We start from the raw sequence: 25620 nt of genomic DNA on the forward strand, positions 1-25620 counted from the left end.
CGCGGAGATGAAACGGTGAGCGGACGCATCAATCTTCACTGGTATCTCCCAACGAACGGCGACAGTCGCGGGTTGACAGGGTCTGGAAATGACAGCCATATCATCGGCTTTGCCGGAGGCTTCAGGCCGCCCACGCTGTCCTATCTCGGCGAGGTGGCTCGTGCGGCGGAAGCCCAACCCTTCCACGCCGTTCTGACACCAACTGGAACATGGTGCGAAGATGCGTGGATCGCGACGGCGGCGCTATCGCGCGAGACGACGCGACTGAAATTCCTTGTGGCATTTCGTCCTGGTCTGATTTCGCCAACGCTCGTCGCGCATCAGGCAGCAACGTTCCAACGGATTACCGACGGCCGACTTCTGCTTAACGTCGTGACCGGCGGCGATCGCTTCGAACAGGCCCGCTTCGGCGACCATCTCGACCACGATGCGCGGTATGAACGGACCGCGGAGTTCATTCAGGTTCTTCGAGGCGTGACGGACGAAAGCCAGCAGGAGCCCTTCTCCTTCAAAGGGAAGCACTATGACATCCGCGAGGCTCGCATCAACGCAGCTCCCTTCATTCTGCCCGCGATCTTCTTCGGCGGCGCCAGCAGCGCGGCGACCGAGGTCGCGACATCCCACGCAGATGTCTATCTCGTATGGGGGCGTCAGCCGGATCTCGAGGCCGACAACATCGCGAAGCTGAAAGCGCAGGCTGCAGCCAAAGGACGTGATCTAAAGTTCGGTGTTCGCCTGCATGTGATCTCACGAGATACCGAGAGCGAAGCGTGGGCGGTTGCCGACAAGCTTCTGTCCTGGATTTCTCCTGAACAGGTCGCGAAGGCCCGGGGTCTCGCTTCGAAATCGGAATCCGTCGGTCAGCGCAATATGTCCGCCCTGCATGCAGACCGCGACGCTTTGCCGAAATCTGCGCGCGATCTTCAAATCCATCCGGGCGTGTGGTCCGGCTACGGCCTCGTGCGTGGAGGGGCTGGAACAGCCTTGGTGGGAAGCCATGAACAGGTAGCGGATCTCATTGAAGCCTATCACAACGCTGGCTTCGATCACTTTATCCTCTCGGGTCAGCCTCATCTCGAGGAAGCATGGCATTTCGGAGAAGGCGCAGCCGCCCTTTTGAAGTCCCGGGGGCGCCTCGCTCCAGTGTAGCCACCAAGAAATAAGCCGCTTCCGTTGTCCATCACGGCGTCTTCCCATCATGGTTCTCGATTTCCGTATGACTTTCAAAGGCCTATAATGACTGACCAATTGTTGAAATTCGAAGTTCGATCGCTCGCTCACACCGAAGGGCGCCGAGAAGCCTTCGCCAAGTTCCGACAGTCAATGCTTGGTATCGGCGATATCGGCCGCGCAAGCACCGAGGCCGAACATGCCTATCTTGAGGGTGGCTCCCCGATTGGAGGATTTGTCGACGACGAACTCCAAGGCGTCGTGAACGGATACGGATCATCTGTCGTACTGCCAGGCGGCAATCGCGTCAGTCACTTGGGAGTGACTCATGTCGGCGTGTCACCCACGCACGCAAGGCGCGGAATCGCGAGAAGACTTCTGACCGAGCAACTCCGCCAAGCCCGCGCAAGCGGCTTCGTTGTCGCAGGCCTTCGCGCTTCGGACGCCAGGATATACGGCCGATATGGATACGGCATCGCATCCTGGTCGGTTCGCCAAGAGATTGACCTTACGAACGGAGGAAGGCTCAACCCAGTTCATCGGGGTGATGTGAGGCGCGTCGACGCTCTGGAGAACTTCGAACTCTTCAAGAGGATAGCAAACTCGTCGCCGGTACCACGTGCCGCCACGCTGACTCGCTGGGATGCCTGGTGGGAAATCCAGAAGTTTCGCACGACACAGGGATCGACACCGCATCATGCCGTCGTCATCGGAGCCGAAGGAGCAGAGCGTGGGTATTTGAGGTTTCACGTTCAACCATCGGAAAACTGGTTCACGTCAGCTCAGCGAACGGTAATCGTAGACGATCTGGTTGCCCATGACGACGTTGCTTGGCGGGGATTGATGGAGCACCTTCTTTCTCAGGATATCCTCCACAAGGTCATCTTACCCTCACGCCCTATCGATGACCCGTTGCAGCTTCTTATCGACAACCCAAGGGCCGTGCAGATCTCGGAGCTTCGCGATGAGAGCTGGATCAGACCACTGGACTTGGAAAAATTTCTCAACGGCCGGACATATGGGCGCGATAGTCGAGTGGTCTTCCAAATCACCGACCCGATCCTTCCTGACAACACCGGGGTTTGGTCTCTTTCGGGTAAGGGTGCCGTGCGCAGCGAAGAGCGGCCTGCATTGGAATTGTCGATACAGGCTATTGCAGAACTTGTCTTCGGCGCGCAGTCAGCGGCCGCTCTCGCGGCCGCGGGTCGGATCGACGCAGATAGGCTGGGCATTGGCGCCCTGGACGAGGCGTTTGGTGTGCCTGGAACGAGACCCCATTCCGGCATTTCGTTCTAGCTTTGAAAGTGGTTAGCCTATTTGCCCGAACAGGTGCTAGCGAGGCGCTTCCCGTTCCTCAAACTCGACATCAAAGCTCACCTGATTGAAAGTCGGGCAGGACGTGATCAGACGTCGGACGATGTATGATCGTGCGGATTTGGGGGCTCGGTTGCCCAGCGTGCGTAAGTCGCCGCTGGCCGTTGTCACATGGTCGACCGCTCTCTTCTCACCGGAGGCGCTTTGGCGGCGATATCGCGTTTCGGGTGCTGAGAGTTATGGCACACTCATAGAGTTGCTTTCCGCTGCGCTCGCACGAAAAACAGCGCGGCCGAGCGCGGAAAACCGAGGCGAACCAATTTTCGACTCCCGCAAAGCTGTTCAGACGCTATGAACTGACCTCGGGCCAGATCTGCTCCGGGCGCCTTTGACCTAAGTGCGCACCCTTAACGCCGCTCCGTTCGGTGGGCGATCTGCGTCACCGCATAGGCGATCACCATGTAGATGACCCCCGCAACCAGGAAGGCCTCCAGATAATAGAAGTTCAGGACCGCAGTGACGCGAAGCCTTCCATTTTGTCGCCTGCATCGCGATCGAATCTGCGGGCCGACAGGCAAACACATTCGATCGGCGAGACCGTCGTCAGCCGAAAACGTGCCGGGGGACCGGAATGACGATGTCCATGTCGGATGCGAATCCAGCCGCCTGTTGAACGAGATCGAACATCAGCCTGGGATTAGCCTAGTCTCAGAACAAACCTGCCAACGACACTGATAGCACCAGGTCGCGAGAGGTTAGCTTAAACTAATTCGGCAGGAAAGGCACTCTGCGTGCGGTCACGGCATCAAGCTTCCGCACGAGAAGCGCCGCCTCCAAAAGCACCGTAGAGAACGTGATATCATCGGCAGTCGCCACGCTGTCGGCCATAATCAGAAGCGTCTTGCCGAGATGAGCAACACCTGAGCTTTGTGAAGAAGCATCATCCAGTAGCTCGACATGTTCAAGGAGCGCGTGAACCAAGCGAGTAATGATTAGGCGTCGCTGCCTGGCATCCATCGCCGGTGACTCGGTAGATATTTTTATGAGCTCAGCGGCTGTCAACGTGTGATTAGCGTCTCTCATATCGACATTGCCTCCTCCAGATACTGTACTCCAAAGTGTCGGCTTAACTGAGTTCATACATCGCTAAGGCTAGTACCACGGGCCTGGCACCGCGCCCCAATAATAGAGCTCATAAGACCTTGCCAGATATTGGTCATCTTCACTGGAATAGACCGGTTGTCGGCTTGGTTCCCGGTGTATGGGGTCTTCAATCTTCTTAGGCCTCCGCCAAAGCCAGGCCGCTAGTGATCGCAACATCGCTCTTTCCTTTCAAATACTTGTCGGTGTGCTAGTGGCTCGTGAGACCCGCCAAAGATGACAGGGCGCGTTGAATTAGACCTGGTTTATATCGGGAATTTCGTTGGAGATGCCCGTCGCGATATTCAAGTCGGCGGCAGATACTTGAGATCTCATTGCCGATTTCAGTGATGCGCTCGCGCAGTTCAGCTTCAAGGCCGCCGTCATGATCGTACTCGTCGAAGCAGTCTCGAGCTTCGTGCATCAAAAGCTGGGCTTCCAGCTGGTCACGAATGCGAGAAAGCCGCGCGAAATGCCTTGAGGCGCTCATCTCAATCTCCTTAATACTGCGAGACCCAGAATAGACTATTAAGTTTGTAGACTATAGAAACATAACTTCAAATAGCGCGCGCCGCTTAGAAAGCGTTCCGCTGCAAACTGGCGTGACTGAAAAGACAACCCTCCCGACCTCCGTCGCCCTAATTCCGGGCGAGCGGCAGATGGTCTAGCGGCAGGCTCGTGGTGTATTTTATGGTTTCCATGGCGAAGGCGGATGCAACAGCGCGAATCTGGACCTTCGCGAGCAGGCGTTCATAGAAAGCATTGTATACATGGACACCGGCACGACCACCCGCATCAGGTAGTCAATTTCTCCACTCATTCGGTAGAACTCAACGACTTCAGGAAAGCTTGCAACGACATCGGACAAGCGCCGGAGCAGCTCGGTTGAGTGCGAACCGGTTCTACCGGCAATCGTCGCGGAAGAGAAGGGCCTTCTTGTTTCGATCGAAAGCCTCACCATCTCCAAGGGGTCCTCCAACCTGGAGCACTCGAGATGGAAGACGACATCCTGGAGCTGAAAGCCACCACCGAAATCGAAATCCTGCCGCCGGAGCACGACGACGCCAGTCGCGAGGGCGCGTGTACCTGTCTTTGTTGTGGGCGCACGCAATCCTTCCTGGACGACGACGGCTGCGGCATCTGCGAGGAGTGCCTCGCGCCGTAGGTCATGGAACTTCTTGATTCGACGCCCGTTTTCGGAGGATCGACATCATCAGGAGGTATTTACATGGCCACCACGTCACGAGGCAGAGCGCAGGATCGCGCTAAGGTCGCCGGCGGTCAGGATCACGAAGTCCGCTACGAAGCCAAAAAGGAAGGCGTCTCGAAAGATACGGTCAAGAAGGCCGTGAAGAGCGCCGGGAATTCGCGCAAGAAGGTCGAAGCGGAGATCCGGCACTAGGCCGTGAAGCTTGCGACCTACAATGTAAACGGCGTCAACGGCCGGCTCGAAATCCTCCTGCGATGGTTGGGGGGGGCCCAGCCGGACGTCGTCTGCCTGCAGGAGCTTAAGGCACCGCAAGAGAAATTCCCGACCAAGGCGGTTGAAGCCGCAGGTTACGGCGCGGTGTGGCAGGGCCAGAAATCGTGGAACGGCGTAGCCATCCTTGCGAAGGGGCGGGAGCCTCATCTCACGCGGAAGGGGCTTCCGGGCGAACCGGAAGACGAGCACAGCCGCTATATCGAGGCGATCGTCGACGGAATCGTCATCGGTGGCCTGTACCTGCCGAACGGAAATCCTTATCCAGGCCCGAAGTTCGATTACAAGCTTCGCTGGTTCAAGCGTCTACAGGACTATGCGGCTGAGCTGCTCGAACTGGAGGTGCCTGTCATCCTCGCGGGCGACTACAACGTCATGCCGACCGAGCTGGACGTTTACAAGCCGGAGCGGTGGACGGACGACGCCCTGTTCCGCATCGAGGTGCGGGAGGCTTACAAGAAGCTTGTCGACCAGGGCTGGACGGACGCCCTTCGTCATCTGCATCCGGACGAGCGCATCTATACATTTTGGGACTATTTCAGGAACGCATACGCACGCGACGCCGGGCTGCGGATCGACCATTTCCTTCTGAGTTCAGAGGCTGCCGAAAGGTTGTCTAATGCGGAGGTCGACAAGCACGTCCGAGGCTGGGAGAGCACCAGCGACCATGCCCCGGTGTGGATCGAACTCAGCGATAAGCCCGTCAAGAAGAGGAGGAAGCGATGACCGATGACTGGAGAGCGCGCCTGCGCGACAAGCTGGAAGACTTCGTCGACAAGTTCGTCGTCGCAGGAGCGAAACAGAAAGACGTCTTCGACGCCATCATCGAAGAGGTTGGTAACCTCAAGGTCGCGCTGGATCGCGACCCGGACCCGGAAGCTGTTTGATCGGCTGGCTCTGTGAGCTATGGCGCCAGCCTCCGCTGTGCCCAACAGATATTCAAACCTTACTCGTGTTTTTTCCAAGGGAGCGGACACCCAAGCGATTTTTGGGTTGGGAATCTGACTTGACCCATTACCAGACCCGGTCGTTATTTAAGCAAGACGTCTTTCACTTAATTAAGCGACAGACTTAGATAAGCGCGCTTAATCAACGCGGACACAGCATTCACGGTGTCAGACCCGATAAATCCTTTCTTAAAGCTCACTTCATATTCCCGCTCGCCCTCGGCATTAGCGCCGAGAGAAACGGAAAGAGCATGACCAAAAACGACCTGTCATCACGTCATTTTCAACGAAAGATATTAGAATTCTGCGAGCCGCGTATCTCGCCGATTCCAAAAGGGTACTGGAGAATATTCGGCCCTACCTTGTCAGTTTGATCATCTATAGAAAATCGCCCCCGCTCCTGAATGGCCATATCGACTGGACGACGATCGGTCAGGCATGTGGGATCGAAGCCGAGTTGACGACAGAACTGAAAAGGAAGATGCGGCCAGGCTTGGATGCTATCATCCGATGGCTAGGCGCACCGCCCGCTGTCGAAGACCCAAAAACTCGGAACCGGACCCTTCGCTCAACGAAATCAGATCAAGACAAAAAGACAACCACCGCCTCCTCAACCAGAAAGCCGCATCGCGTCGGCGAAGGCGACATACTGCTCACTCAGCTTTCGCACAGCGTGGACCTGCACCGAAGCCGATCAGTCCTTTTCCAGAACCGCTATTCGAAGCTACAGAAGATCCGGCAAGCTTTCAGGACGCATTAGTCTATCACATGCGGCGGTTTGGCGACACATACTGGCAGCTCTACCGCACATGGAGACGGATATGTCCAAAAAGGCTGAATGCGGTGCGTTATGCGCATCTTTCGCACACAGAAAGTGTAGCGCTCCGAAGGGTTCAAGAAGAACCGTCGTCCTCGCCGCCGACATTTTGAAATTGCGCCTCGGCCTCCTGCAGGGCAGGAATTTCGGGAAGCTGATCATACGCGTCAGTTAGTAAAATCAGGATATCCGCTTGGCTCGACGGCCTAGCGGATATCAATCAGGCGCCGGCTTCTGCGTCGTTTGAACCGGCACTTCCAATCGCCGTCTGCAGAGCATCAATCTTCGCAAGGATGGCGTCAAAGCCAGGGGGCGTTTCATCAAACATCATCGGCGCCATCGCTTTGTAGTCAGCCCGAAGGTCTTTGATACGTGCTTCGTCCGGCATCAGTCGCAGTGTTCCAGGCTTGGCGGTGTCGTAGTGTGCCCAAGCCGAGCGGAAAAATATGTTCTTGTGATTTGCGACCTGCGCAAGGAGGTCAAAGTCTCTCGCTGCCTCCTGACCTTCGGCGGTCTCGAGGAGCATGGCGAGGTCGTGATAGTGACGCGAAAAATATTGCGGTGTCGGAGACTTTTTCGGCCGATGCGCTTCCGCGTGAAGCGCGGTTGCCTTTTCCCAGAAGGTGCGGCGCGCAGACAAGACCGTGACCTCGCTGTCGGCGTCCTCAAAGAAGTTGGGAAAGTTGTCCGCGGCATAGGGCCGGATCGTCTTCTTCTCCGTTGGCCAGGGATCGCCGCGGGCGCCAAGCTCAAGCTTCACGCGAGGCGTGATGTAAGCCATGCCTTCATATTCAGACGAGGGCAGCACGGTCGGGTAATGGAAATTGATCGTCTGCGAGTCAGTGGGTTCGATTTCCAAGGTCCACTTGCCCGTCTCTGGAGCGCCGAGTTGGTCGGTGATGGCGCCTCGAAGCGCCGGCAGCAGTTTGTCGGCGATGTGTCGCTCGACATCGGTCACGAGATCGTCGATCAGTTGTCGGGCCTTTTTCCTGCTGATGCCCTCCGTCTCCGGATCGCGATCCCCGGTGTAGCCGAGATCGGCACGGTCGAAGGACAGATCAATGTCCTCCGAAAAACGGCGAATGGCGCCATAGGCCTTCGAGAGGGACGTTCCGCCTTTGAAGACAAGAGTGGCGGCGTCTTTGCCGGTCAACGAAAAGAGGCGCCGCAACGTCCAGCAGACCCAGAAGTCCTTCTCGATGATCGTTTCCGCGACGCCGCGCATCGCTCCGGTTTCACCGAAGAGGGCGGCGCGATCCTTCGCATCAAGCTTCGCTACTTTATCCATCGACGCCCGGCGCCCCCGCGTTTGCGATCGACACGAGAGTTGGCCGCATCCATGCAGGGGCCTGGTACGCGGAAGTCGCGAGCGCCCGCTTGTCACTCGGTGACAATCTATGAGCAGCCGCCTGAGCGACGTCGGCCGCGCGAACCTGGCCGACATGACGCAGCGCTTGGACCACCGTGCCAGCCGGACTTCCTGGCGCAATGAGATGTTTCGGCGAGGCATGCCGAAGATCAACGACGCGTTTGCCAAGCACGACCCGACGAGATGGCCCATCGGTAAGATAGGTGCTCTTTGCCGGAACCTGGGTGGTGAGGCCGAGGACATTCGCAGCGCGAGCCCCTGCGATCTGCACTTGCGAGCCTGTCTCACGAGCGAGAGCTTGAGCGACATCGTCCGGAGCAGGTGACAACGGGCCAAGCTGGGAGTGGATTTTGGGGTAGTCGTAAAGACCACGGGCAAGCCGGCGCAGCTTGCCAGACTTCACCAGCCGCGAGAGAGCCTGATCGACCGCTGAGCGGGTTGCAACATCGAGAAAGTCACTAGGCGTGTAAACGCTTCCGCGTCCGGTCCCCCGTACGCGCTTCATGATCCGATCGGGAACAGAGGCGACAATCGTCTTCATGTGTCAGAAAATAGGCTATATTTTTCTGACATTCAAGTGGGTGCAAGCTTGCTCTCTTGTACTTATCTGCACCCGCACAACCGGACGAAGGTCAGCTGCTGAACCGTAAACACTCCCTGCCGGTCGGCTCGAATTCCAGACCGCCTCCTTGAAACCGTCTGCGACCTCGGCAGCCGCGACGTCGATTGCCTTGAAGACCTTGTCTAACATCGAACGCTCGGCCGCATCGCGGATCTCAAGGTACTTCCGCTGTTCAGGCGTCGGCGCGGAGCAGGTCTTCTCAGTCATATCTTTCTCCATGGCATCATGGTTGGCGTCACTGGATCTTGTACTATCTCAGCTGGAAACACGGGAGGTCGTAGATGAAGGTCCAAAAGTTCAGCATTTCGGACGCGGAACTCGTCAAATCGCCGGGACAGGACGCCGACATCTATGTCGGAAACCTGGTGGACGAGAGAAACGGTGGCCCTGTCTCGATCGGCTATGGGCGGTACGCACCCGGTCAGTCGCTGACCGAAACGATGGCCGTCGACGACACGATGATCGTCCTTGAGGGCCGATTGTCCGTATCCACCAGCGACGGAACAGTTACCGCGGGACCCGGCGATATCGTTTACATGCCGAAGGGCCAATCCGTCACCATCACCACCGAGGGAGAGGCTGCGACAACGGCTTTCGTGACCTATCCGCACTGGGCCGAGGCGCGCGACAGATGAAAAAAGACCACCCTATCGACCGGTCGAACCTGGCGCATTCGTTCCGGCCGCACCGGCTCGAATGACGGATCGGCGCGCGCGACGTCCAAAGATCACCGAGTCGGCCGACGTCTTCGTCGACGCGTCGGGACTGATCTATGTGACTGACAACAATGGCGGGCTCGCGATCATCCAGTTCGATGGCTGATGAACCCACGCAGGACAAGGCGGCCGCAACGGGTCGGTAAGACGTGGTTCGCCGGTCACATCGATCGTGCGATGCCCTCGGCGACCGCTCTTGCCTGCACCCTGATGTCCGGGACTGCTGTTATTTCCCAGTACTGTCCGGCCGTCAGCGCTCCGACGGCAAAGACGCGCCCCGGCGCCTTGCCGATAGGTGTAACGACGCTGGAATGAGCATCCACCTGAATCCCGAGGCCAAGCGGATCCGTTGCGATCAGGTTCAGCCTCATCATTTCCTTCAGCAACGGAGAGTGGCCGATCCCTGCGCGTTCCATTCCCGTGCAGTTGATCAACCAGTCAGCGCCGATCTCCGCAATTTTCCGTGTCCCTCGAGCCCGGTAGCGGGCTACCACGCCAGCGACTCCCCTTAACTCGATCGATTTCAAGAAACCGGCATGAAACCGAACAACATCGTCCCGGATCAGGCCGTCGAATTTGTCAAAAACGTCTGGAGCGACGCGATGGCGATGAATACTCCACCAGGGAAGCGCATGACGCAAAAATCTCGACCGCTCGTCATGCGACAATCGCTTCCAAAGCTCCTGGGTAACGGGACGAAGCCCGTCCATCACCGCGCGCCAGTCTTCCGAACGATCTGCCTTCTCGCGAAGGACGTTCAGGATAGCGCTGATCGTCTTCGGTAGCGTGTGCACGTCGATCTTGATTGGAGTTATCACGGTTCTTGCGTGGCCAAGAGGCGCAAGCCCCCGGCGCGACAGGACATCGATGCTGCCGCGATGCCCAAATGTCCGAAGAGCAAGTACCTGATCGATCATGGTCAGACCGGAGCCGAGGATGACGACTTTGTCGGTGGCGGCAACACGCCGCAACCATGAAAGCCGCCACGGATTTCTGACGATTCTCGATCGCCCCGGAGCAGGTTCGCCCACTGGATCGACCGGCAAACCTGCGTTTCCGACACCCAGGCAAAGCACGACGTTCTTGCCTGCGATCTCGTCACCATTGCCAAGAAGAAAGCCAAGAGACGCACCATAACGTTCAACGCAACCAGTCGCCTTCGCCTTGACGAAATCCACGCGGCAGCGGTCATCCCGCTTTCGAAGCAGCGCGGCCAGCGTATCGCGCAGATAGAGACCATAGTCGTTGCGCGACGCGAAATCTCCCTCCGACAATGGGCTTCCACGGCTATTCAGCCATTCGACAAAACTTTCCGGGCGGTCAGGAAACAGGCTCATACGGCCGGCTGGAACATTGAGCCGATGCAGATAGAGCTCTGTTCTATATGCGGTTCCACGACCAAAGCCGGGGTCGTCGCCAACGATCGCAATAGTTGCTTTAGCAGGAAGGCGTTGAATGAGATTGCACGTGACGGCGATTGCGGAAAACCCGGAGCCGACGACAATGACATCATAGACCAAAGCGTTCTCCAGTTGCACCACCCAGACGATTGCCTGATCAAGCAGTTGGAGCAAGCGTCACTTGGAGTCAAGGCTACAGAGGTCAGATGACGATCGACGATGACGTCTTCGGGGATGGAGTTAACATCGCGGCACGATTGGAAGCTCAGGCACTGTCCGGCGGGATTTGCATCTCGGACACAACCTATTCCGAAACTCCGGCAGATCTGCGCGAGCATTTCGTGGATGGAGGTGCGGTCCAGCTCAAGAACATTCCAAAACCCGTTCGGGTATGGCACTGGCCCAAAGCACCGGCACGAGAGCGCTCGCTCCAAAGCGTCGTTGCCGTCCTCCCCTTCCGTTGTGCAAGTGCCGACACAGACGAGCTACGAGTCGACGGTTTTACGGAGGACGTCATCTCCGGACTTGCAAGATTTAGAAGTCTTTCTGTGATTGCCGCATCTTCCGCATTTGCGATTCGGGACAAGTCCCAGGATCTAAGAGACCTCGGACGTAGGCTCGGCGCCAACTACCTCGCTTCCGGAGACATGCGTCAGTCCGGCAGCGACTTGGCCGTGTCTGTGCGCATGATCCAATCCGATACCGAGCGGCTGCTGTGGTCGGAAAAGTACCGCCGAACGGCGGACGACGTCTTCGCCATCCAAGACGACATCGTGAAGATGATCATTGCCAATCTGGTCGGCCAAATAGAAAGCGCCGACTGGATCACGGCGGCAGACTGTTATATCGGGGATCGTCAGCGCACTTGGCCGAAGCGGTCTTAGCCGCGAAGGTTATGAAGATTTTATCCAGACGGACGCTTCGATTAATCCAGGCAACTCGGGCAGCCCGTTGGTTTTGACGGAAGGCTTGCAGGGATCAACTCTGCGATCCGGCTGGCGGCAACATTGATATCGGCTTCGCCGTACCGAGCAAGGTTGGACTCGAAGGAGCGAAGCGAGCGGTGCGTTTCCCGAAATGGCAGATTGGAAATGACGGCCAACTGCTTGGCGGCCTCCCGCAACTATTTGAGGCTTTGGAGGGGCACCCTTGGGCGGTCTACCGGTTTCTTTTGCAGGAATGCGAGGGCGGTCGAACGGGTCTCAAAATACTGCGCGGCGGCAAGATTAAAGATGCAGTGGGAGCATTACTCTCGATGGCGGAGGTGATTTCTTCTGAGCATCTCATCGCAATGCAGCTGATCCCGCCGGTATTATAACACCACATTGCGGCGTAGGTTCAATTATGGAACGTCTGGGCGGTTTGTTGGCTGTTGCGTTTTTAACGCGAAACCGGGTTTCCACGGCTGTGGGAAGCGCGGTTTGCCGGGTTGCGTTGAAGCCAATGGTCAGGCTCGACTTCGTTATAATGGACGAACGCGGTTACCCCATTCTCGCAGGCCTGCGGGCAGTTCCTCGCCCATCCGATCAGCAGGCGCTACGAGCGGACCTACCTTGGCTTCCGATCCTACGGTTATTCGAACTCTGGCTCGTTGCAAAGACGGGCGATTTAAGCTCGACGAATTGAGCGAAAAACCGCCGCTAGCAGCTCTTCGCTGGCGAAAGGCTTGCGAAAGAGTTCTTCAGAAGGCTGTCCGCGGCTCAGTTGCCTTTTTGCCAATTCGTGTCGTCCCGTAATAAGCAACACCGGTAGCTCCGGCCGCTCGTTTTTTGCAACGCGCTTGAGTTCAGAACCGTCCATTATTGGCAAGCCAATATCCGTGATCAGGCAGTCGATGCCGACCAACCCATCAGATTCAAGCAAGGCCTCTGCGGATGTATAGAGTCTGACGTTCAGTCCAACAGCCTCCAAAAGGTCTTGAAGCGCTTCGAGGACCCGCGGATCGTCATCTACCACTGCGACGACCGCAGGCTCGACAGGATTGTCATCGGCAGGCCCCATAAGAGCATTGACTGGAGCCAACTTCGTCATCCTTCCTCAATATTCGCACGTTCTTCGCCGTCTCGCGGCCTTTGCAAGTCGTTTTCGATGCAAAAGAACATAGGCAGGCGATAATCCTTATCAATAATCGCTTAAATGATCGTTGTCGATCCGATCCCGGTCCTTGATGCATCTACTACAAGCTTGTCGTGTCGAGAACGAGCTCGCCGACGTCGTACCCCTGTTCGCGATCCAGATCTTTCCAGAGCTTGCAGGTCAACTTTTCCTGATGAAAGAAGCGCGGACAATCCTGACGGCGAACGGGGCATGGAACGAACCGATCCGATCATTTCCCGAGTTTCCGCCGTTCGAATGCTGGGAGGTGACGCGCAATGTCGTAGTAACAGACTCGACCGATGCCGGCGAACTCGAGCGGTTGATACCGGGGATACCAACCTAAGAGATAGGTTGGATCGATCGAACTTTTTCGATACTGTCTCTTCGTTTTGCCGGGTGTAGAATGGAAGCCAAGATAGATCACATTGCCCACGGCTGGGCACTCCTGTCGATGCAGGTTCCCCAACTTCGAAGGTTGGCACCCCATCGACAAAACATTGCCGAGATGTGTGAGTCTTACAGCCTGGCAGTATTACACCTCCAGACGCTTAGGAGCTCGACGCCGGAGTCCGATCATATTCGTGAGTACGAGGAGATGATCGCTGGGATCGAGGACGAGGCATCCTATTATTTAAAAATGTCTGCGCGCTGTTCGGCATGAGGAGCAATTCTTTTCCGCGTGGCTGCATCAGATCGGCGAACCAGGCGGACACTGCGTGGGCCATTGTAATTCCCCTCAAGAACCGAGTTCGACATCTTCGTGTTCGGATATCATCGTAGTGGCCAACGAAGGACGCCTAAACGCCGTCTTCGTTCCAAGCATCGTTCTCACGACCTCAGACCATGCTGAATAACATCTCTCATCATCTTGGTACGGGCATTCTGATCTTGAGTGCACTCATGGCGGCCATCTTCACAGTTGCTGATGTCGCTTTAGCGCAGAACCATTGGATCTCCGCATTTGCGGCAAACGCGTGGAAGCTATTTTCGTTTGCGTTCGTGGTCATCCTTTACGATTACACTGGAAAACGTTGTGCAGGCGCCGACAATTGCCTCGACAGGCGATGCGTCATGTCAGCCGACACCCATCATGTGGAGAAAGCCGAAGAAACTCTCAGGGCGCGGGAGCAAGAACTGGCGGACCTCAGCGAAACGCTTGCACGCGAGACCGCGGAGCGTACCAAGGCCGAGGCCGCCGGCCGCCAAGTTGGTCGCGACCTTGAGGCGATGCTTAGCAACATCCCGGTTCTGGTCCTTATGATGGATCCAGCTGGACGCGTTTTATTCACAAACGGATATTGGATTCAGGATGGCTACGAGAGCGCCGAGAGCCTGATCGCTCAACTGAACACAGATCCATCAGTTTTTCACCATCCGGAAGACTATGTGACAATGCTGGAGAGGCGAAAATCCTCGATCGCCGAAGGGTCAAACTACTACCTTGAGCACCGGGTCCGCAGACCCGACGGTCTCTTTAGGTGGTTCCTGACCCGTACAACCGTCGCCAAGGACGACGAAGGCAATGTCGTCAAACGTTATCTTACTTCGATCGACATCGATGATCGAAAAAAAGCCGAGGAGGCTCTGGCGGCTCGGGAGCGCGAGTTGCAGCTTCTCATCGACACTGTACCGACCCCGATTTGGAGCCTTACCCCCGACGGCTCCATTTCTTACCTCAACAGACGTTTCGAAGCCGATTTTGGGCGAACTGTCGATGGTGCTGAGCTCCAGCCGATGGGCTGGAACGAGGTTCATCCGGACGAGAAACAGACAGCAATGGAGAGCCTAGCTCACTCGCTCCAGACGGGAGAGCCGTACGCGATGCGATACAGGAGGCACACACATAGCGGCGTCTATCGGTGGGTGGATGTGAGAGCTGAGCCGCTACGCGATGAGGATGGTCGTATCGTGCGGTGGTACGGAGCGACCATCGACATTGACGACGAAATCCGAGCTCAAGAGGCATTGAACGCTGCGCGGGAAAGGCTTTCTCGTGCCTCTCAACTTGCTACCGTATCCGAACTGTCTGCCTCGATCGCTCATGAACTTAACCAACCGCTTGCAGCGGCAGTAACCGGCAGCGAAGCTTCGCAGCGATGGCTGCTCACCGAGCCGCCAAATATTGAGCGAGCGCGAGCTACCCTTGATCGAGTCGTCCGAAATGCACGAAGCGCCGCCGAGGTCGTCGGACGGATCCACGCGCTTTTCACACAAGATACGATTCCTCGATCGCCCACCAATCTAAACGAGGTTATTGCCGAGGTGCTCGAGCTTATGAACGACCTGATAGTATCCGAAGGCGTCGTCCTGGAGGTTCGTCTTGAGGCGTTGCCAACTCTTCTTGTTGACGGCGTTCAGATCCAGCAAGTGATGGTCAATTTGATTCGGAATGCTATCGATGCGATGAAACCACTCCTAGGCCAGACGAAATCGCTGCTGATCGCTTCGCGGCCGTTCGGAAAAGATGGAGCAATCGTCGAGGTTCACGACGTAGGCGAAGGCATCTCAAATCCTGATCGGATTTTCGAAGCGTTTTTTACCACGAAGCCAGATGGAAAGGGCTTGGGACTGGCTATTTGTCGCTCGATCATAGACGCGCATGGCGGTCGCCTCTGGGCAGAACTGACGGGTGCAAGGGGAACTGTAGTCAGTTTTACTCTGCCCGGCTTGGATGGCATGAGCGAAGGCGCCGGCGATCAAAGCGAACTCTTCAGTGAAGGGGGCTGATAGACAAAGTTCGGGTGTTACATGAGCAAACCACAGCTATTTCATCGGCGATTTTGCAACACTCTCTAACACGAAATGCCCGTTAAAAGCCTCTACCAAATCATCCTCAATATCGCACTCGGGTACTATCTCGAGAGTTCTTCTACTTCCCAACCGCCTGCGCCCTAAACGGGGCACTGCATCGATGATATTTTTTGTTTGCGGATGTTGCGGCCGCTCGATCAGGGACGAGGTTGGCCCTAGCTCGACAATTCTACCTTTGTGTATGACGGCGACTCGGTCACAAAGCCGCGCGACGACAGACAGGTCGTGTGATATGAGGATACAAGACAACGACAATGCTTTTCTTATATCCTCTATCAACTCCAGGATTTGACCTTGAATCCGGACGTCAAGTGCGGAAACTGGTTCGTCTGCGACAAGGAGCATGGGCGAAGGGGCAAGAGCTCGAGCAATTGCAATGCGTTGGCGCTGGCCACCAGAAAATTCGTTGGGGTACCGATCTGCGTGCTCTCGCCTCAGTCCTACCCTTTCAAGGAGATTGCCTACCTCATGGCCGATTTCCTGCCAATCGGTGACTCCGCGGACGAAAATTGCCTCCCCAATTTGCCTGCCTATTTTCAAACGAGGGTTCAGGGAGGAGAACGGGTCCTGAAAAATCATTTGACATTGAAGGAAGCGGCGGCGCCGTTCACCGGCGCGCAATGCGTCCATTCGCTCGCCACCAATGTAGATAGCGCCGCTCGTAGGATTCTCGAGACCCACAGCTATACGGCCGAATGTCGTTTTTCCTGCGCCGCTCTCGCCTATGATTCCTAGGGTTTCGCCAGCATTTAGCGCCAAAGAAACTTTATGAAGAGCAACGAACGGTCCGCCGAAGCGCTGGAAGACCTTCGTGATCGTTGTCGTTCTAAGTACAGGTTGCAAGGGAACCGCTAATGGCGTCATCTTGAGGCGCTGCGTAACGCAAGAGCTCTCTCTGGCGTGAGATATGAGGCAAGCAACGTTCTTGTGTATTCATGTTGAGGAGTGCGCAGGACATCTTCAACAGGTCCAACCTCTAAAATGCGTCCCCCCTTCATGACGGCCACGCGGTCGGCTACTTCAGCGACTACACCGATGTCATGCGAAATGAGAAGAATTCCCATATTCGACGCCATTTTAAGTTCGACTAGAAGATCTAAGACTTGTGCTTGAACTGTCACGTCAAGGGCTGTCGTCGGCTCATCGGCCAAAAGTATGGCTGGGCGCAAAGCGATCGCCGCGGCAAGCAAAACACGCTGTCGCAAGCCGCCCGAGAGCTGATGTGGAAAAAGCTGCATAATGCGATCGGGTTCTTTGACCCCCACATCAGACAATGCGGCTATCGCTGCTCTAGTGGCCGCCTTTCCGCCCAGCGATCTATGTCGCTTTAGTCCCTCTGTCATTTGCCGCGCCACAGTCAGAACCGGATTAAGTGATGACATCGGCTCTTGGAACACCATTCCAACCTTGGCGCCCCGAATGTCCTCCATCGATCGCCTGCTATTGGTCAATATTTCAGCACCGTTCACCGATATCCGCCCGGCCGAGCGCGCGTTCTTGGGCAGCAGTTTCATTATGGAAAGCGCGGTCAAGCTCTTTCCACTGCCCGAGTCCCCAAGCAATGCGAGGATCTCTCCCCGCTCCAAGTCGAAGCTCACGTCTTCGACGGCCTTGAATTCGTCGGTTGTGTCCGAGAAAGTCACCGACAAATCCCGAACCTGAAGATACGGCAAACCCATCAACGAAGCTTCCGACGTGGATCGAACCAGTCATGGAGACCGTCCCCGATCATATTGAACGAGATCACGGTTACACAAATAGCGCAACCTGGAAATAGGAGGACCCAGGGAGCCTGGGTAATGTAGTTGCGACCGGACGCAAGCATTCCGCCCCATTCGGGCGATGGTGGCTGTACGCCAAGTCCCAGAAATGACAAACCAGCAGAGGATAGTATGGCAGACGAAAAACCCAACGTTGCCATGGCGACGACGCTCTGACTGATGTTCGGCAGAAGATGGACACGTATTAGTCTTACGGGGCCAATGCCCGCCAATCTCGCAGCTTCGAGATAGGGCTTCGCCTTTTCTCCGGCGGACAAAGCGTAGGTAACACGCGCGTAAAATGGAACGAGACTTGCAGCAATAGCAAATGTGGCATTTTCGATGCCAGGCCCGAGGAATCCCAACAAGGCCAATGCAATGAGGATATCGGGAAACGAATACAATACATCAATAACCCGGAGGATCAGCATCTCAACATAACGACCAGAAAATGCTGCGGCGAAACCTAGAAGGCCGCCGATTGCTAGGCCGCATAGGACGGCCACAAGGCCGACGCCGAGTGAGAGTCGGGTCCCCATGAGCACGCGGCTAAAAAGATCTCTCCCGAATTCGTCTGTGCCAAACAGATGTAGGGCCGATGGAGCAGACAGCCGCGGGCCTACAGCCATCTTAAACGCGTCGTAGGGTGCTAGAATAGGCGCGAGGATCGCAACCATACTGATGAATGCCGCAAGCCCGCAACCGAAAGCTGCGGCGGGGGGGATAGTCCTTGCTTGTCTTGCCAGTCTTCGAACCGTCATGATTTTCTTATGCGGGGGTCGAGTAGGGCGTACAACACGTCGAGGAGTGTTGATATGATCACGATAGCTGTCGCGAAAACAACAATAAATCCTTGAACCATGGGGTAGTCCCTTGCCAGTATTGCTTGAACAGCAAGTCTCCCTACTCCGTTCCAAGCATAAACATTCTCGACAACTACCTGCCCCCCTAAAAGGTATGTAAAGACGAGTCCAGCAACAGTAATGATGTTGATCAGCGCTGGACGAAGCGCATGTATCAACAGAACTTGATGCTCTCTAAGGCCTCGCGCTCTTGCAGTCTTGATGTAGTCTTCCCCAAGAACCTCAACGAGCGCGGACCGGGTGGCCCGAGATACCAGCGCACAGTATGCTAGACCAAGCGTCAACGCAGGTAGCACAAGATTTCGCCAACCCGTTCCAGCCACTGGAAGCCATCCCAGCTTTAGTGAAAACACGTGGAGTAGGATAAGCCCCGTCCAGAACGCCGGGATTGACGCGCCAATGATCAAAACAATCGTCACCACAGCATCGGCGACAGTACCTCGCTTCACCGCGGAGAAAATACCCAAGGGAATTCCCACCAACAACGCAACGCCCAAGCCCGCTGTTGCAAGCATAAATGTGTTTAGTAGGCGCAGCAGCAAAACATCTAGGACAGGCTCGTTACCTCGTATAGTTCTGCCGAAATCTCCATTAAGAACGTTCCAGGCGTACAGCCCCACCTGCTGCCAAACGGGAAGGTCCAAACCCAATCGTGACCGCATTTCCGCCATGACCAGAGGGCTCGACGACAGACCAGGCGCCGCTAAGGCCGTCACCGGATCGCCCGGTATTAAATGGATCAGAAAACCTGCAAGGATGATGACGATCAGGATGGTGAGAAGTCCCAGAAGAACTTTATGAAGAATAAGACCAAGCATTGGAAATCATTCTGTCGAAAGTCACTATCCCAAGCGGACAGCGCTCAACTGAGACTAATCTGACACTGTGACGTCATTGAACAAAAACGAAACCATAAATCCCATTTTGAAGTCGTGAACCTTTGAACTAGAAGCCATGAGCCAGCCCCAGCCCGGCGAAACAAGCGGAATTGCATAAGCATTGGTCAGGAGGTACTTCTGGATCTCGTGCAATTTTCTGGCGCGATCGTCTCCTGAAAGCTTCCGCTGCTCTTCAAGCATGATATCAAGATCCGCGTTCAATCCGAGATTAGATGCTCCCGGTCGCCTCCAAAGAAAATAGAGATAGTCAGGGTCCACGCCCGACATTCCGAGGCTCAAAATGCTTGGCGTCCCCTCAGTCCTCGTATTCAATTCCGCGATATGACCGTAAAACGAAGCCACATCCCAAGTTTCTATTTCCGCTTGCACCCCTACCGCAGCCAGATCTTGCTGCATAATCTGATGCATCAGGTCCCACCCCTCTCCCTTGTAAACTACAAGCTTGACTTTCAAAGGCCTGTCGGGGGTATACCCGGCCGCCGCCAGGATTGCTTTGGCGCCTGCTGGGTCGTACTTCACGCCCCACATTGCGCAAAGCTCTTCGTCGGTAGCAAACAAATTAGGAGCAACCGGGCAGGATGAAGGCTTTGAAAGCCCTTCGAAAGCAACGTCAGCGTAGGCCTTCCGGTTCAAAGCCATTCCAATCGCCCTGCGGATGTTATGATCGTCGAGGGGTTTGATCTTCCAGGTGAAGGACGTAAACGTTTGCTGCCCCGAAAGCTCGGAGACATAAACTTTGAACTTACTGTTGCTAGCCAGATCTCTGGCTTCTTGCAAAGAGGGTTCAGCGAGGTCGACCTCACCTGACCGGAGGGCAGCCATTCGCGCTACCGCGTCGGGAATAACTTTAAAAATAAGCCTATCGATGTGTGGCTTCCCCGCATTTAAAACAAGCGGGTTCGTGTTCTTGTAATCGCCGTTCGCTTCGAGCTCGATGCTGTCATTCCTAGTCCACTTGTCAAACTTAAAGGGCCCGGTTCCAACCGGGATAAACGCCGCGTGGTTGAAGGATGAAGGACAGGGAAAGGCCGCTTGCATACCACTGAGAAATGCGGTGAATGGACCGTACCGCTCGGAAAGCGATACGTTTAGGACATTCCCATCGACCGCACTGCCGGTTATAGGTCCCCAGAGGGGCCGGTTGGGATTGAGTGTGGCAGGGTCAAGTGCTCGATCAAGGCTTTCCTTGGCGGCCTTGGCATCGAAAACCGTTCCATCGTGGCACTTGACACCTTCTCGTATCGTGAAGCTGTATGACTTGCCGTCATCGGAAATTTCCCAGTCGCTTGCGAGTCCAGGATGAATCGATCCATCTTTGTCCATCGTCAGCAACGTATCGAAAATAAGGTTGGTGACCTGTAACGAATATGTTGCAGCAACACTTTGAGGATCGAGACTGTCAGCGTCAAAAGGCCTAGCGATCACCAAATCGGCGGCCTTCGCCTGTCCGAAAACCAGCGCACCAAGCAAGAGCGAAAGAAGAACCGAGACCATTTGCAAAAAGAGCCCTTTTCGAATCATTGGTGGCACCGTCACTTGCGGACTCCCTCAGCGACCGTTCCCCGGTGAAGCAAGCCATATCGTCATTTCACCAAACCAAGCGCAGTAAAATGGCCAAATATTTGGACGAGAAAATAAAATTTCCAAACTCTTAGGGCAAGCAACCCTTGGTAGGCTTCCGCGACCACCTATGGCCGAGTCGAGGTATGAACGAAACGATTGCACGGTGTTCAAATGCCTGCACACGATATATGCATGCAAAGATCGCAGTCGCTGGTTATAGCGGCAATCTATTATAGCTCCGCGGCTTCTCCGATGATATCGTGTGAGCCATGCACGGGGTTGCTTCGGCGGTCCATGCGGAGTGGGGTGATCTGCTAAGGTGCGCGATGGGCCGAAAGAGCCTCATACCAGTCATTTTCATATCCTTAATGCTGGTCGTGCTTTGGGTTCCCCTGTTGGTGTCACGGTCGTACAGCATTCTCGATATCGGCGCCGGATTGACCGGCACGGCCGCGGCCGTAAGTATCCTCTTCTGGCTTGCTCGACAAAGGACGCTGACCATCGACAGCAGGCAGCGTTTCATCGAAACCATTCCTGGCCTTGCATGGACTGCAGAAGACGACGGACAAATCAGCAGTATGAATTCTCATATGAGAGAGTTTTTACGCATATCAGACGGCTCGCTCGTGGTACCGCCTTCATCAATACATCCTGAAGACCGTCAAAAGACGTTTGACCTTTGGATGCAGAAGGGCGGCTTGGGAAAGCCAGGCACTCATCGCCTCGTCGGTCCTGATGGCCGCCATCACTGGTTCCGGTCAGTGGTGCAGCCGGTACGCGAAGCCGATGGCATGACCAATTGGACGTGGGGGACGTTTATCGATATTGGTGACCTCAAAGCCGCTGAGGAGGCCTTACGCACCAGCGAAGAGAACCTCCGCGGTATTCTCGATCACATACCTGGGCAGATTTCCACGGCTGACGCCAACGGCATTCACGATTACTGCAACCAGATCGCCGAGACATTCTATGGACATTCCTACCACGAGCTGAATGGAATGGGGTTCACGAGGTTCGTCCATCCTGACGATCTGGATGGGTATATTTCGGAGGGCTGGGAACACATAAAGAAGGGAATTCCGATAGACCGTGCAGTCCGTTTGTTGCGGCATGATGGAGTTTACCGTTGGTTTCGGATCCGCATTAATCCGGCCTTTGACGCAGAAGGAAAAGTCACTCGGTGGTATGGACTCCACAGCGACATCGACGACGAAGTTAGGACGCTAGAAGATCTCCAGCAAGCTCAGGAAAAACTTGCTCAGGCGTCCGCGTTCGCGGGGCTCGCAGAGCTAGCCGCATCTATCGCTCATGAAGTTAACCAGCCCCTCTCTGCCGTAGTCACCAATAGTGAGGCCTGCCAACTTTGGCTCACGGCGACGCCTCCGAATCTGGAAAGAGCGATTACAAGCTCCGACAGGGTTGTCCGTGACGCTAAGGAAGCGGCTGACGTCGTGAGGCGTGTGCGTGAACTCTTCGCGCAAAAGGTACCGCACAAGGGAAATATCAGTATCAATGAGGTCATAGAGGACGTGGTGGACTTGATACGAAAAAAATACGGGGGTCGAGGCCTGATCGTCAACACGGATTTAGACTTACAAGCTCCGCGTATATTCGCGGATCGCATTCAGATCCAGCAGGTCGTATTCAACCTCTCTCGCAACGGCGTAGAGGCAATGTTCGCAAATGGCTCCGAGCCTATGACTTTAGATATTCGCACCCAATATGCCGACGACACGGTAGTGGTTGAAGTAAAAGACAACGGGGTCGGACTCGGCGACTCGCATCAGGTTTTCGAGCCCTTTTTTACGACCAAAACCGACGGGATGGGCATGGGGCTCTCGATTTGTCGTTCGATTGTTGACGCTCATAATGGCCGCCTGTGGGCGAAAGCGGGGCCATCTCGAGGGGCAATTTTCGCGTTTGAACTGCCAGTGGAGTAGGAAATCCGCCACGATTTTCGCTGCACGAGCATTCGGCTTCCTTGAGAAGTTCCCTAGCACTTGCTCCACGCACTGAGACGACGTGGCAAGTACATTTCGGGTGCATGCACATAACATAAACCCATTATATCCGTTGCAGCCCCAGCGATGCTATCATGACCACATTCTATCCTCGTGAACGCCTGCAGCCCTTAGCACTCCACAAAAGGCAGTGAAATGGGCCATTATAGAAGGGCGAGACTTCTGGTTTCAAAGGCCATGCCGCAGCTTTTCACCTGGATACCCGCGCACCTGAGCAGGCAGAATGATGGCGCATCTCGTTTTGTCGGTTTAAAGATTGCGATCGACACGAGATGTCCTTTCTTAACTCGAGAAAGTCACTTGGCCTGTCTCTCAACCTCTCGGGGAGAGGCTCGGTCACCGTGTCCAGCGGTGGGTCTCGACCGTTCAACGGATGATGACGCCCGCTTCCAGTATGTGACTTTTAAAAGCGTTTCGGCTTCGCGGGTCGAGGCAAGGATATTCTCATGAGCGATCGGTTGAGGCACGTAATCGACGTCGTAGATGACGACCCGCGAATTCTGGAAGCCTTGGGTGAACTACTGGAGTCAAAGGGTTACCTCGTGAACCTCTACACATCGGGGCAATTGCTCTTAGACAACGGCGAAGAGATTGGTGACTGCCTTATCACGGACCTCGGCATGCCCGGAATGGATGGATTTGAGCTATGTCGTCACTTGAGGCTAACCAACCCCACCCTTCCTGTAATATTCATGACGGCCCGAAATGGCATTCATGATCAACAACGAGCTGACCGTTTTGAACATCACGGTCTACTACAGAAGCCGTTTGATGCCGCGACGCTGCTCGCATCCGTTGAAAGCGCTATCCGTAGCAGATAGTGAAACCATCGAGATGCTGATGAACTATTCTTCATCCAGAGTGCTGACGAAATATATCTAAGTCAAAAAAAATGCCGAATTCGACTAGGTCGCGTCCCCATAAAAGGGTTTCGCTTTAGTCACGATGATGATTCAATGTCCTTGGAAGGAGATTGATATGCGCCGTCTGCGGACCACGCGATCACCGTCCGATAGCCGAGTTCTTCCAAATGCTCAACGAGTGGCGACCGTACTTCGATCGCCGGGTCCGCGATCAGGACCTTGGGTCGAGCTATTATTGGCACAAGGTCGTTCGGCATGTCTGCCTCCGCCGTGATTTCACGCTCGGACTTTAGGCCAAAGCCTCCTCGGCCGCCATCACACGAAAGCTTAGGATGAGTTGTGCGAAAGGTTTGGAGCGCCCTTCACCCCATCCTTGTGGATAGATGCGCACCTTGTCCGACGCGGGTATGTTGCCTTCAACGAGGAGAGCCATCGCGGCATGAACCGATAGCTGGCGTGACTGATCCTCCGGACGTCACTCCATACCAACTCTCTCGACGAGTAGCTCAGCTTTTCGGGCGTCTTCGCGCGAATGCCTACCCGTGTCCAACGAAAGCAGCGGAGTAAAGCAATGACCACACATCAGGACCGAAAACAGGTCGCACAGAAAGGCCCGTCGACCGCGCTGAAAATTGGCATCGTTTCCCTGGTGGCCATCGTTTGCGGCATGTTTGTTTTCACGTCGCTTTTCACGGAGAGGTCCTGGAGCGAAGAGGCTGGTGCCGGCGGCGTCCCGGTTACCACCTCAAAACCGCGTACGGAGGACTTTCCGGTCTACCTCGATGGTCTGGGGACGGTGCAGGCGTTATACACGGTCTCGGTCAAAACACGAGTGGATGGCGAGCTGCAGCAGGTCCTGTTCACCGAAGGACAGGAGGTCAAAAAAGGGGATTTGCTAGCGGTCGTCGACCCTCGCCCATACCAGGCTGCTGTAGATCAAGCGTCGGCGAAGATCCAACAGGACGAAGCGGATCTCGCAAACGCCCAGTACCTTCTGGCCAAGGACCAACGCCTCGCAAAACAGGGCATCACAACCGATGAGGCCCTGGAGGCCCAGCAAAGCCAGGTCAGTCAGTTAACCGCTCAACTGGCGCAAGATCGGGCGGCGAAGGAAGCCGCCGACGTCTCGCTCTCGTATACAAACCTCCGGTCGCCGATAGACGGCAGAACGGGCATCCGACTTATAGACGCAGGAAACCAGGTTCATACAACGGACACATCAGGGATCGTCACGATTACGCAGACGCAGCCCATATCCGTGGTATCGACCTTACGTGAAGACGACCTCGGCATGCTCCGAGCTGCCATGAAAGCCGGTGCCGTTCCGGTGGTCGCAATGTCAGACGACCTGTCAACGAGGCTCGCCGACGGAACACTCTTGCTGATCGACAACGAAATCGATCAGAGCACCGGGACCGTGAGAGTGAAGTCCACGTTTCCGAATATGGACGGCGCTCTCTGGCCAGGGCAGTTTGTGAACATTCGAATCCTGGTCAAGACGATAGTGCACGCAGTGACGGTACCCTCGGCCGCACTGCAACGAGGCCCTGGCGGCTACTTTGTCTACGTTGTAACCAAGGACGGCACCGCATCCGTCCGCAAGATCAAGGCTGGTCCCACTGCCGATGGACGCGCGGTCATCGAGACCGGATTGAACGTTTCCGAAGAGGTCATAACACAGGGCCAGTACCGGCTTGAAGAGGGAACGGTCGTGTCAACACACGATGCAGACACGTCCGACGGCGCGGCCACCAAGAAGGAGTAGCGG

At 55.7% G+C, this 25620-nt stretch carries 27 protein-coding genes and 4 pseudogenes; 17 read left to right on the top strand and 14 right to left on the bottom strand.

Annotated features, from left to right (window positions below; translation table 11 throughout):
* The first annotated feature begins 15 nt into the window (after nucleotides 1-15).
* Together JNB88_RS24570 and JNB88_RS24575 are read left to right on the top strand one after the other, a co-directional pair.
* Nucleotides 16-1149, top strand: coding sequence for an LLM class flavin-dependent oxidoreductase (locus JNB88_RS24570; protein WP_338111031.1), 1134 nt, complete (start codon nucleotides 16-18; stop codon nucleotides 1147-1149).
* An 87-nt stretch (nucleotides 1150-1236) separates the two neighbouring features.
* Complete coding sequence (locus JNB88_RS24575) at nucleotides 1237-2466, top strand: GNAT family N-acetyltransferase (RefSeq protein WP_220357720.1); 1230 nt, start codon at nucleotides 1237-1239, stop codon at nucleotides 2464-2466.
* Nucleotides 2467-2877: 411 nt separating this feature from the next.
* On the opposite strand, the pseudogene JNB88_RS33805 reads toward JNB88_RS24575, so the two are convergent.
* The 4 genes and pseudogenes from JNB88_RS33805 to JNB88_RS24590 all read right to left on the bottom strand — a co-directional run.
* Nucleotides 2878-3008 (bottom strand): annotated as a pseudogene (locus JNB88_RS33805) (amino acid ABC transporter permease); the annotation flags it as partial.
* A 241-nt stretch (nucleotides 3009-3249) separates the two neighbouring features.
* Nucleotides 3250-3567: a hypothetical protein gene (locus tag JNB88_RS24580; protein ID WP_220357722.1), complete on the bottom strand. Its 318-nt coding sequence runs from the start codon at nucleotides 3565-3567 to the stop codon at nucleotides 3250-3252.
* Nucleotides 3568-3835: 268 nt separating this feature from the next.
* A complete protein-coding gene (locus JNB88_RS24585) occupies nucleotides 3836-4114 on the bottom strand; it encodes a hypothetical protein (protein ID WP_220357723.1) in 279 nt (92 codons plus the stop codon).
* Between the two features lie 148 nt (nucleotides 4115-4262).
* Nucleotides 4263-4528: pseudogene (locus tag JNB88_RS24590) on the bottom strand (Lrp/AsnC ligand binding domain-containing protein); the annotation flags it as partial.
* Nucleotides 4529-4618: 90 nt separating this feature from the next.
* Between JNB88_RS24590 and JNB88_RS24595 the strand changes: the two are divergent.
* The 5 genes and pseudogenes from JNB88_RS24595 to JNB88_RS33810 form a co-directional block, all read left to right on the top strand.
* A complete protein-coding gene (locus JNB88_RS24595) occupies nucleotides 4619-4789 on the top strand; it encodes a hypothetical protein (protein ID WP_220357725.1) in 171 nt (56 codons plus the stop codon).
* A gap of 63 nt (nucleotides 4790-4852) precedes the next feature.
* Entirely contained in the window at nucleotides 4853-5026 is a 174-nt protein-coding gene (locus tag JNB88_RS24600; RefSeq protein WP_220357726.1) for a DUF3606 domain-containing protein, read from the top strand.
* Nucleotides 5027-5029: 3 nt separating this feature from the next.
* Complete coding sequence (xth, locus tag JNB88_RS24605) at nucleotides 5030-5830, top strand: exodeoxyribonuclease III (protein ID WP_220357727.1); 801 nt, start codon at nucleotides 5030-5032, stop codon at nucleotides 5828-5830.
* Entirely contained in the window at nucleotides 5827-5991 is a 165-nt protein-coding gene (locus JNB88_RS24610; RefSeq protein WP_220357728.1) for a hypothetical protein, read from the top strand. Before xth ends, JNB88_RS24610 begins: the two co-directional genes overlap by 4 nt.
* A gap of 311 nt (nucleotides 5992-6302) precedes the next feature.
* Nucleotides 6303-6858, top strand: a pseudogene (locus JNB88_RS33810) (hypothetical protein); the annotation flags it as partial.
* Nucleotides 6859-7088: 230 nt separating this feature from the next.
* Here JNB88_RS33810 and JNB88_RS24615 read toward each other — a convergent pair.
* Genes JNB88_RS24615 through JNB88_RS24625 form a run of 3 tightly spaced genes read right to left on the bottom strand, consistent with a single transcriptional unit; the run spans nucleotide 7089 to nucleotide 9066 of the window.
* Nucleotides 7089-8156, bottom strand: a complete 1068-nt coding sequence (locus JNB88_RS24615; RefSeq protein ID WP_220357729.1) for a nucleotidyl transferase AbiEii/AbiGii toxin family protein — start codon at nucleotides 8154-8156, stop codon at nucleotides 7089-7091.
* Entirely contained in the window at nucleotides 8149-8742 is a 594-nt protein-coding gene (locus tag JNB88_RS24620; protein ID WP_220357730.1) for a DUF6088 family protein, read from the bottom strand. The genes JNB88_RS24615 and JNB88_RS24620 overlap by 8 nt, the downstream gene beginning before the upstream one ends.
* A gap of 51 nt (nucleotides 8743-8793) precedes the next feature.
* Nucleotides 8794-9066 (bottom strand): hypothetical protein, encoded by a 273-nt coding sequence (locus JNB88_RS24625; RefSeq protein ID WP_220357731.1) that lies wholly within the window; start codon nucleotides 9064-9066, stop codon nucleotides 8794-8796.
* 74 nt (nucleotides 9067-9140) lie between these two features.
* Here JNB88_RS24625 and JNB88_RS24630 point away from each other — a divergent pair, with 74 nt between their 5' ends.
* Together JNB88_RS24630 and JNB88_RS34220 are read left to right on the top strand one after the other, a co-directional pair.
* Nucleotides 9141-9494 (top strand): cupin domain-containing protein, encoded by a 354-nt coding sequence (locus JNB88_RS24630; RefSeq protein WP_220357732.1) that lies wholly within the window; start codon nucleotides 9141-9143, stop codon nucleotides 9492-9494.
* Nucleotides 9495-9555: 61 nt separating this feature from the next.
* On the top strand, nucleotides 9556-9681 hold the full coding sequence (locus JNB88_RS34220; RefSeq protein WP_262928091.1) for a hypothetical protein: 126 nt from the start codon (nucleotides 9556-9558) through the stop codon (nucleotides 9679-9681).
* Between the two features lie 55 nt (nucleotides 9682-9736).
* On the opposite strand, the gene JNB88_RS24635 is transcribed toward JNB88_RS34220, so the two are convergent.
* Nucleotides 9737-11095 (bottom strand): FAD/NAD(P)-binding protein, encoded by a 1359-nt coding sequence (locus JNB88_RS24635; RefSeq protein WP_220357820.1) that lies wholly within the window; start codon nucleotides 11093-11095, stop codon nucleotides 9737-9739.
* A gap of 86 nt (nucleotides 11096-11181) precedes the next feature.
* Here JNB88_RS24635 and JNB88_RS24640 point away from each other — a divergent pair, with 86 nt between their 5' ends.
* The 3 genes and pseudogenes from JNB88_RS24640 (at nucleotide 11182) to JNB88_RS24650 (ending at nucleotide 12293) form a co-directional block, all read left to right on the top strand.
* Nucleotides 11182-11859 (top strand): adenylate/guanylate cyclase domain-containing protein, encoded by a 678-nt coding sequence (locus tag JNB88_RS24640; RefSeq protein WP_220357733.1) that lies wholly within the window; start codon nucleotides 11182-11184, stop codon nucleotides 11857-11859.
* A pseudogene (locus JNB88_RS24645) lies at nucleotides 11810-12012 on the top strand (trypsin-like serine protease); the annotation flags it as partial. The gene JNB88_RS24640 and the pseudogene JNB88_RS24645, both read left to right, overlap by 50 nt.
* A 26-nt stretch (nucleotides 12013-12038) precedes the next feature.
* Nucleotides 12039-12293, top strand: a complete 255-nt coding sequence (locus JNB88_RS24650; protein WP_223217313.1) for a hypothetical protein — start codon at nucleotides 12039-12041, stop codon at nucleotides 12291-12293.
* A 290-nt stretch (nucleotides 12294-12583) separates the two neighbouring features.
* Here the strand turns inward: JNB88_RS24650 and JNB88_RS24655 are convergent, their stop codons facing one another.
* Nucleotides 12584-12976, bottom strand: coding sequence for a response regulator (locus JNB88_RS24655; RefSeq protein WP_220357821.1), 393 nt, complete (start codon nucleotides 12974-12976; stop codon nucleotides 12584-12586).
* 166 nt (nucleotides 12977-13142) lie between these two features.
* Here JNB88_RS24655 and JNB88_RS24660 point away from each other — a divergent pair, with 166 nt between their 5' ends.
* Nucleotides 13143-13415, top strand: coding sequence for a hypothetical protein (locus JNB88_RS24660; protein ID WP_220357734.1), 273 nt, complete (start codon nucleotides 13143-13145; stop codon nucleotides 13413-13415).
* Nucleotides 13416-13915: 500 nt separating this feature from the next.
* Nucleotides 13916-15799, top strand: a complete 1884-nt coding sequence (locus tag JNB88_RS24665; RefSeq protein WP_220357735.1) for a PAS domain-containing sensor histidine kinase — start codon at nucleotides 13916-13918, stop codon at nucleotides 15797-15799.
* 36 nt (nucleotides 15800-15835) lie between these two features.
* Here JNB88_RS24665 and JNB88_RS24670 read toward each other — a convergent pair whose 3' ends face one another.
* From JNB88_RS24670 to JNB88_RS24690, 5 genes are read right to left on the bottom strand one after another with little or no spacing between them, the layout of a single operon-like run.
* Nucleotides 15836-16747 (bottom strand): ABC transporter ATP-binding protein, encoded by a 912-nt coding sequence (locus JNB88_RS24670; RefSeq protein ID WP_220357737.1) that lies wholly within the window; start codon nucleotides 16745-16747, stop codon nucleotides 15836-15838.
* Nucleotides 16744-17562, bottom strand: a complete 819-nt coding sequence (locus JNB88_RS24675; RefSeq protein WP_220357822.1) for an ABC transporter ATP-binding protein — start codon at nucleotides 17560-17562, stop codon at nucleotides 16744-16746. The genes JNB88_RS24670 and JNB88_RS24675 overlap by 4 nt, the downstream gene beginning before the upstream one ends.
* Nucleotides 17562-18404: an ABC transporter permease gene (locus JNB88_RS24680; protein ID WP_220357738.1), complete on the bottom strand. Its 843-nt coding sequence runs from the start codon at nucleotides 18402-18404 to the stop codon at nucleotides 17562-17564. The genes JNB88_RS24675 and JNB88_RS24680 overlap by 1 nt, the downstream gene beginning before the upstream one ends.
* Nucleotides 18401-19324 (bottom strand): ABC transporter permease, encoded by a 924-nt coding sequence (locus JNB88_RS24685; protein WP_220357740.1) that lies wholly within the window; start codon nucleotides 19322-19324, stop codon nucleotides 18401-18403. The genes JNB88_RS24680 and JNB88_RS24685 overlap by 4 nt, the downstream gene beginning before the upstream one ends.
* A 54-nt stretch (nucleotides 19325-19378) precedes the next feature.
* On the bottom strand, nucleotides 19379-20941 hold the full coding sequence (locus JNB88_RS24690) for an ABC transporter substrate-binding protein (RefSeq protein WP_338111032.1): 1563 nt from the start codon (nucleotides 20939-20941) through the stop codon (nucleotides 19379-19381).
* 395 nt (nucleotides 20942-21336) lie between these two features.
* Between JNB88_RS24690 and JNB88_RS24695 the strand changes: the two genes are divergently transcribed.
* The 3 genes from JNB88_RS24695 to JNB88_RS24705 all read left to right on the top strand — a co-directional run bounded on the left by JNB88_RS24695 (nucleotide 21337) and on the right by JNB88_RS24705 (nucleotide 25617).
* Nucleotides 21337-22908 (top strand): PAS domain-containing sensor histidine kinase, encoded by a 1572-nt coding sequence (locus tag JNB88_RS24695; protein WP_220357741.1) that lies wholly within the window; start codon nucleotides 21337-21339, stop codon nucleotides 22906-22908.
* 527 nt (nucleotides 22909-23435) lie between these two features.
* Entirely contained in the window at nucleotides 23436-23810 is a 375-nt protein-coding gene (locus tag JNB88_RS24700) for a response regulator (protein WP_220357742.1), read from the top strand.
* 613 nt (nucleotides 23811-24423) lie between these two features.
* On the top strand, nucleotides 24424-25617 hold the full coding sequence (locus JNB88_RS24705; protein ID WP_220357744.1) for an efflux RND transporter periplasmic adaptor subunit: 1194 nt from the start codon (nucleotides 24424-24426) through the stop codon (nucleotides 25615-25617).
* The last annotated feature ends 3 nt before the right edge of the window (nucleotides 25618-25620 follow it).

The sequence above is a fragment of the Rhizobium cauense genome, assembly GCF_019511525.1.
GTDB lineage: Bacteria > Pseudomonadota > Alphaproteobacteria > Rhizobiales > Rhizobiaceae > Rhizobium > Rhizobium cauense.

Bases quoted from the DNA above. Each gene is read 5' to 3' on its own strand.
- JNB88_RS34220 (WP_262928091.1), top strand. From the start codon at position 9,556: ATGACGGATCGGCGCGCGCGACGTCCAAAGATCACCGAGTCGGCCGAC.
- JNB88_RS24670 (WP_220357737.1), bottom strand. From the start codon at position 16,747: ATGACGCCATTAGCGGTTCCCTTGCAACCTGTACTTAGAACGACAACG.
- JNB88_RS24680 (WP_220357738.1), bottom strand. From the start codon at position 18,404: ATGACGGTTCGAAGACTGGCAAGACAAGCAAGGACTATCCCCCCCGCC.
- JNB88_RS24705 (WP_220357744.1), top strand. From the start codon at position 24,424: ATGACCACACATCAGGACCGAAAACAGGTCGCACAGAAAGGCCCGTCG.
- JNB88_RS24655 (WP_220357821.1), bottom strand. From the start codon at position 12,976: ATGGGGCCTGCCGATGACAATCCTGTCGAGCCTGCGGTCGTCGCAGTG.
- JNB88_RS24700 (WP_220357742.1), top strand. From the start codon at position 23,436: ATGAGCGATCGGTTGAGGCACGTAATCGACGTCGTAGATGACGACCCG.
- JNB88_RS24595 (WP_220357725.1), top strand. From the start codon at position 4,619: ATGGAAGACGACATCCTGGAGCTGAAAGCCACCACCGAAATCGAAATC.
- JNB88_RS24615 (WP_220357729.1), bottom strand. From the start codon at position 8,156: ATGGATAAAGTAGCGAAGCTTGATGCGAAGGATCGCGCCGCCCTCTTC.
- JNB88_RS24600 (WP_220357726.1), top strand. From the start codon at position 4,853: ATGGCCACCACGTCACGAGGCAGAGCGCAGGATCGCGCTAAGGTCGCC.
- JNB88_RS24575 (WP_220357720.1), top strand. From the start codon at position 1,237: ATGACTGACCAATTGTTGAAATTCGAAGTTCGATCGCTCGCTCACACC.
- JNB88_RS24675 (WP_220357822.1), bottom strand. From the start codon at position 17,562: ATGGGTTTGCCGTATCTTCAGGTTCGGGATTTGTCGGTGACTTTCTCG.
- JNB88_RS24585 (WP_220357723.1), bottom strand. From the start codon at position 4,114: ATGAGCGCCTCAAGGCATTTCGCGCGGCTTTCTCGCATTCGTGACCAG.
- JNB88_RS24620 (WP_220357730.1), bottom strand. From the start codon at position 8,742: ATGAAGCGCGTACGGGGGACCGGACGCGGAAGCGTTTACACGCCTAGT.
- JNB88_RS24665 (WP_220357735.1), top strand. From the start codon at position 13,916: ATGCTGAATAACATCTCTCATCATCTTGGTACGGGCATTCTGATCTTG.
- JNB88_RS24630 (WP_220357732.1), top strand. From the start codon at position 9,141: ATGAAGGTCCAAAAGTTCAGCATTTCGGACGCGGAACTCGTCAAATCG.
- JNB88_RS24695 (WP_220357741.1), top strand. From the start codon at position 21,337: ATGCTGGTCGTGCTTTGGGTTCCCCTGTTGGTGTCACGGTCGTACAGC.
- JNB88_RS24625 (WP_220357731.1), bottom strand. From the start codon at position 9,066: ATGACTGAGAAGACCTGCTCCGCGCCGACGCCTGAACAGCGGAAGTAC.
- JNB88_RS24610 (WP_220357728.1), top strand. From the start codon at position 5,827: ATGACCGATGACTGGAGAGCGCGCCTGCGCGACAAGCTGGAAGACTTC.
- JNB88_RS24660 (WP_220357734.1), top strand. From the start codon at position 13,143: ATGCATCTACTACAAGCTTGTCGTGTCGAGAACGAGCTCGCCGACGTC.
- JNB88_RS24640 (WP_220357733.1), top strand. From the start codon at position 11,182: ATGACGATCGACGATGACGTCTTCGGGGATGGAGTTAACATCGCGGCA.
- JNB88_RS24580 (WP_220357722.1), bottom strand. From the start codon at position 3,567: ATGAGAGACGCTAATCACACGTTGACAGCCGCTGAGCTCATAAAAATA.
- JNB88_RS24685 (WP_220357740.1), bottom strand. From the start codon at position 19,324: ATGCTTGGTCTTATTCTTCATAAAGTTCTTCTGGGACTTCTCACCATC.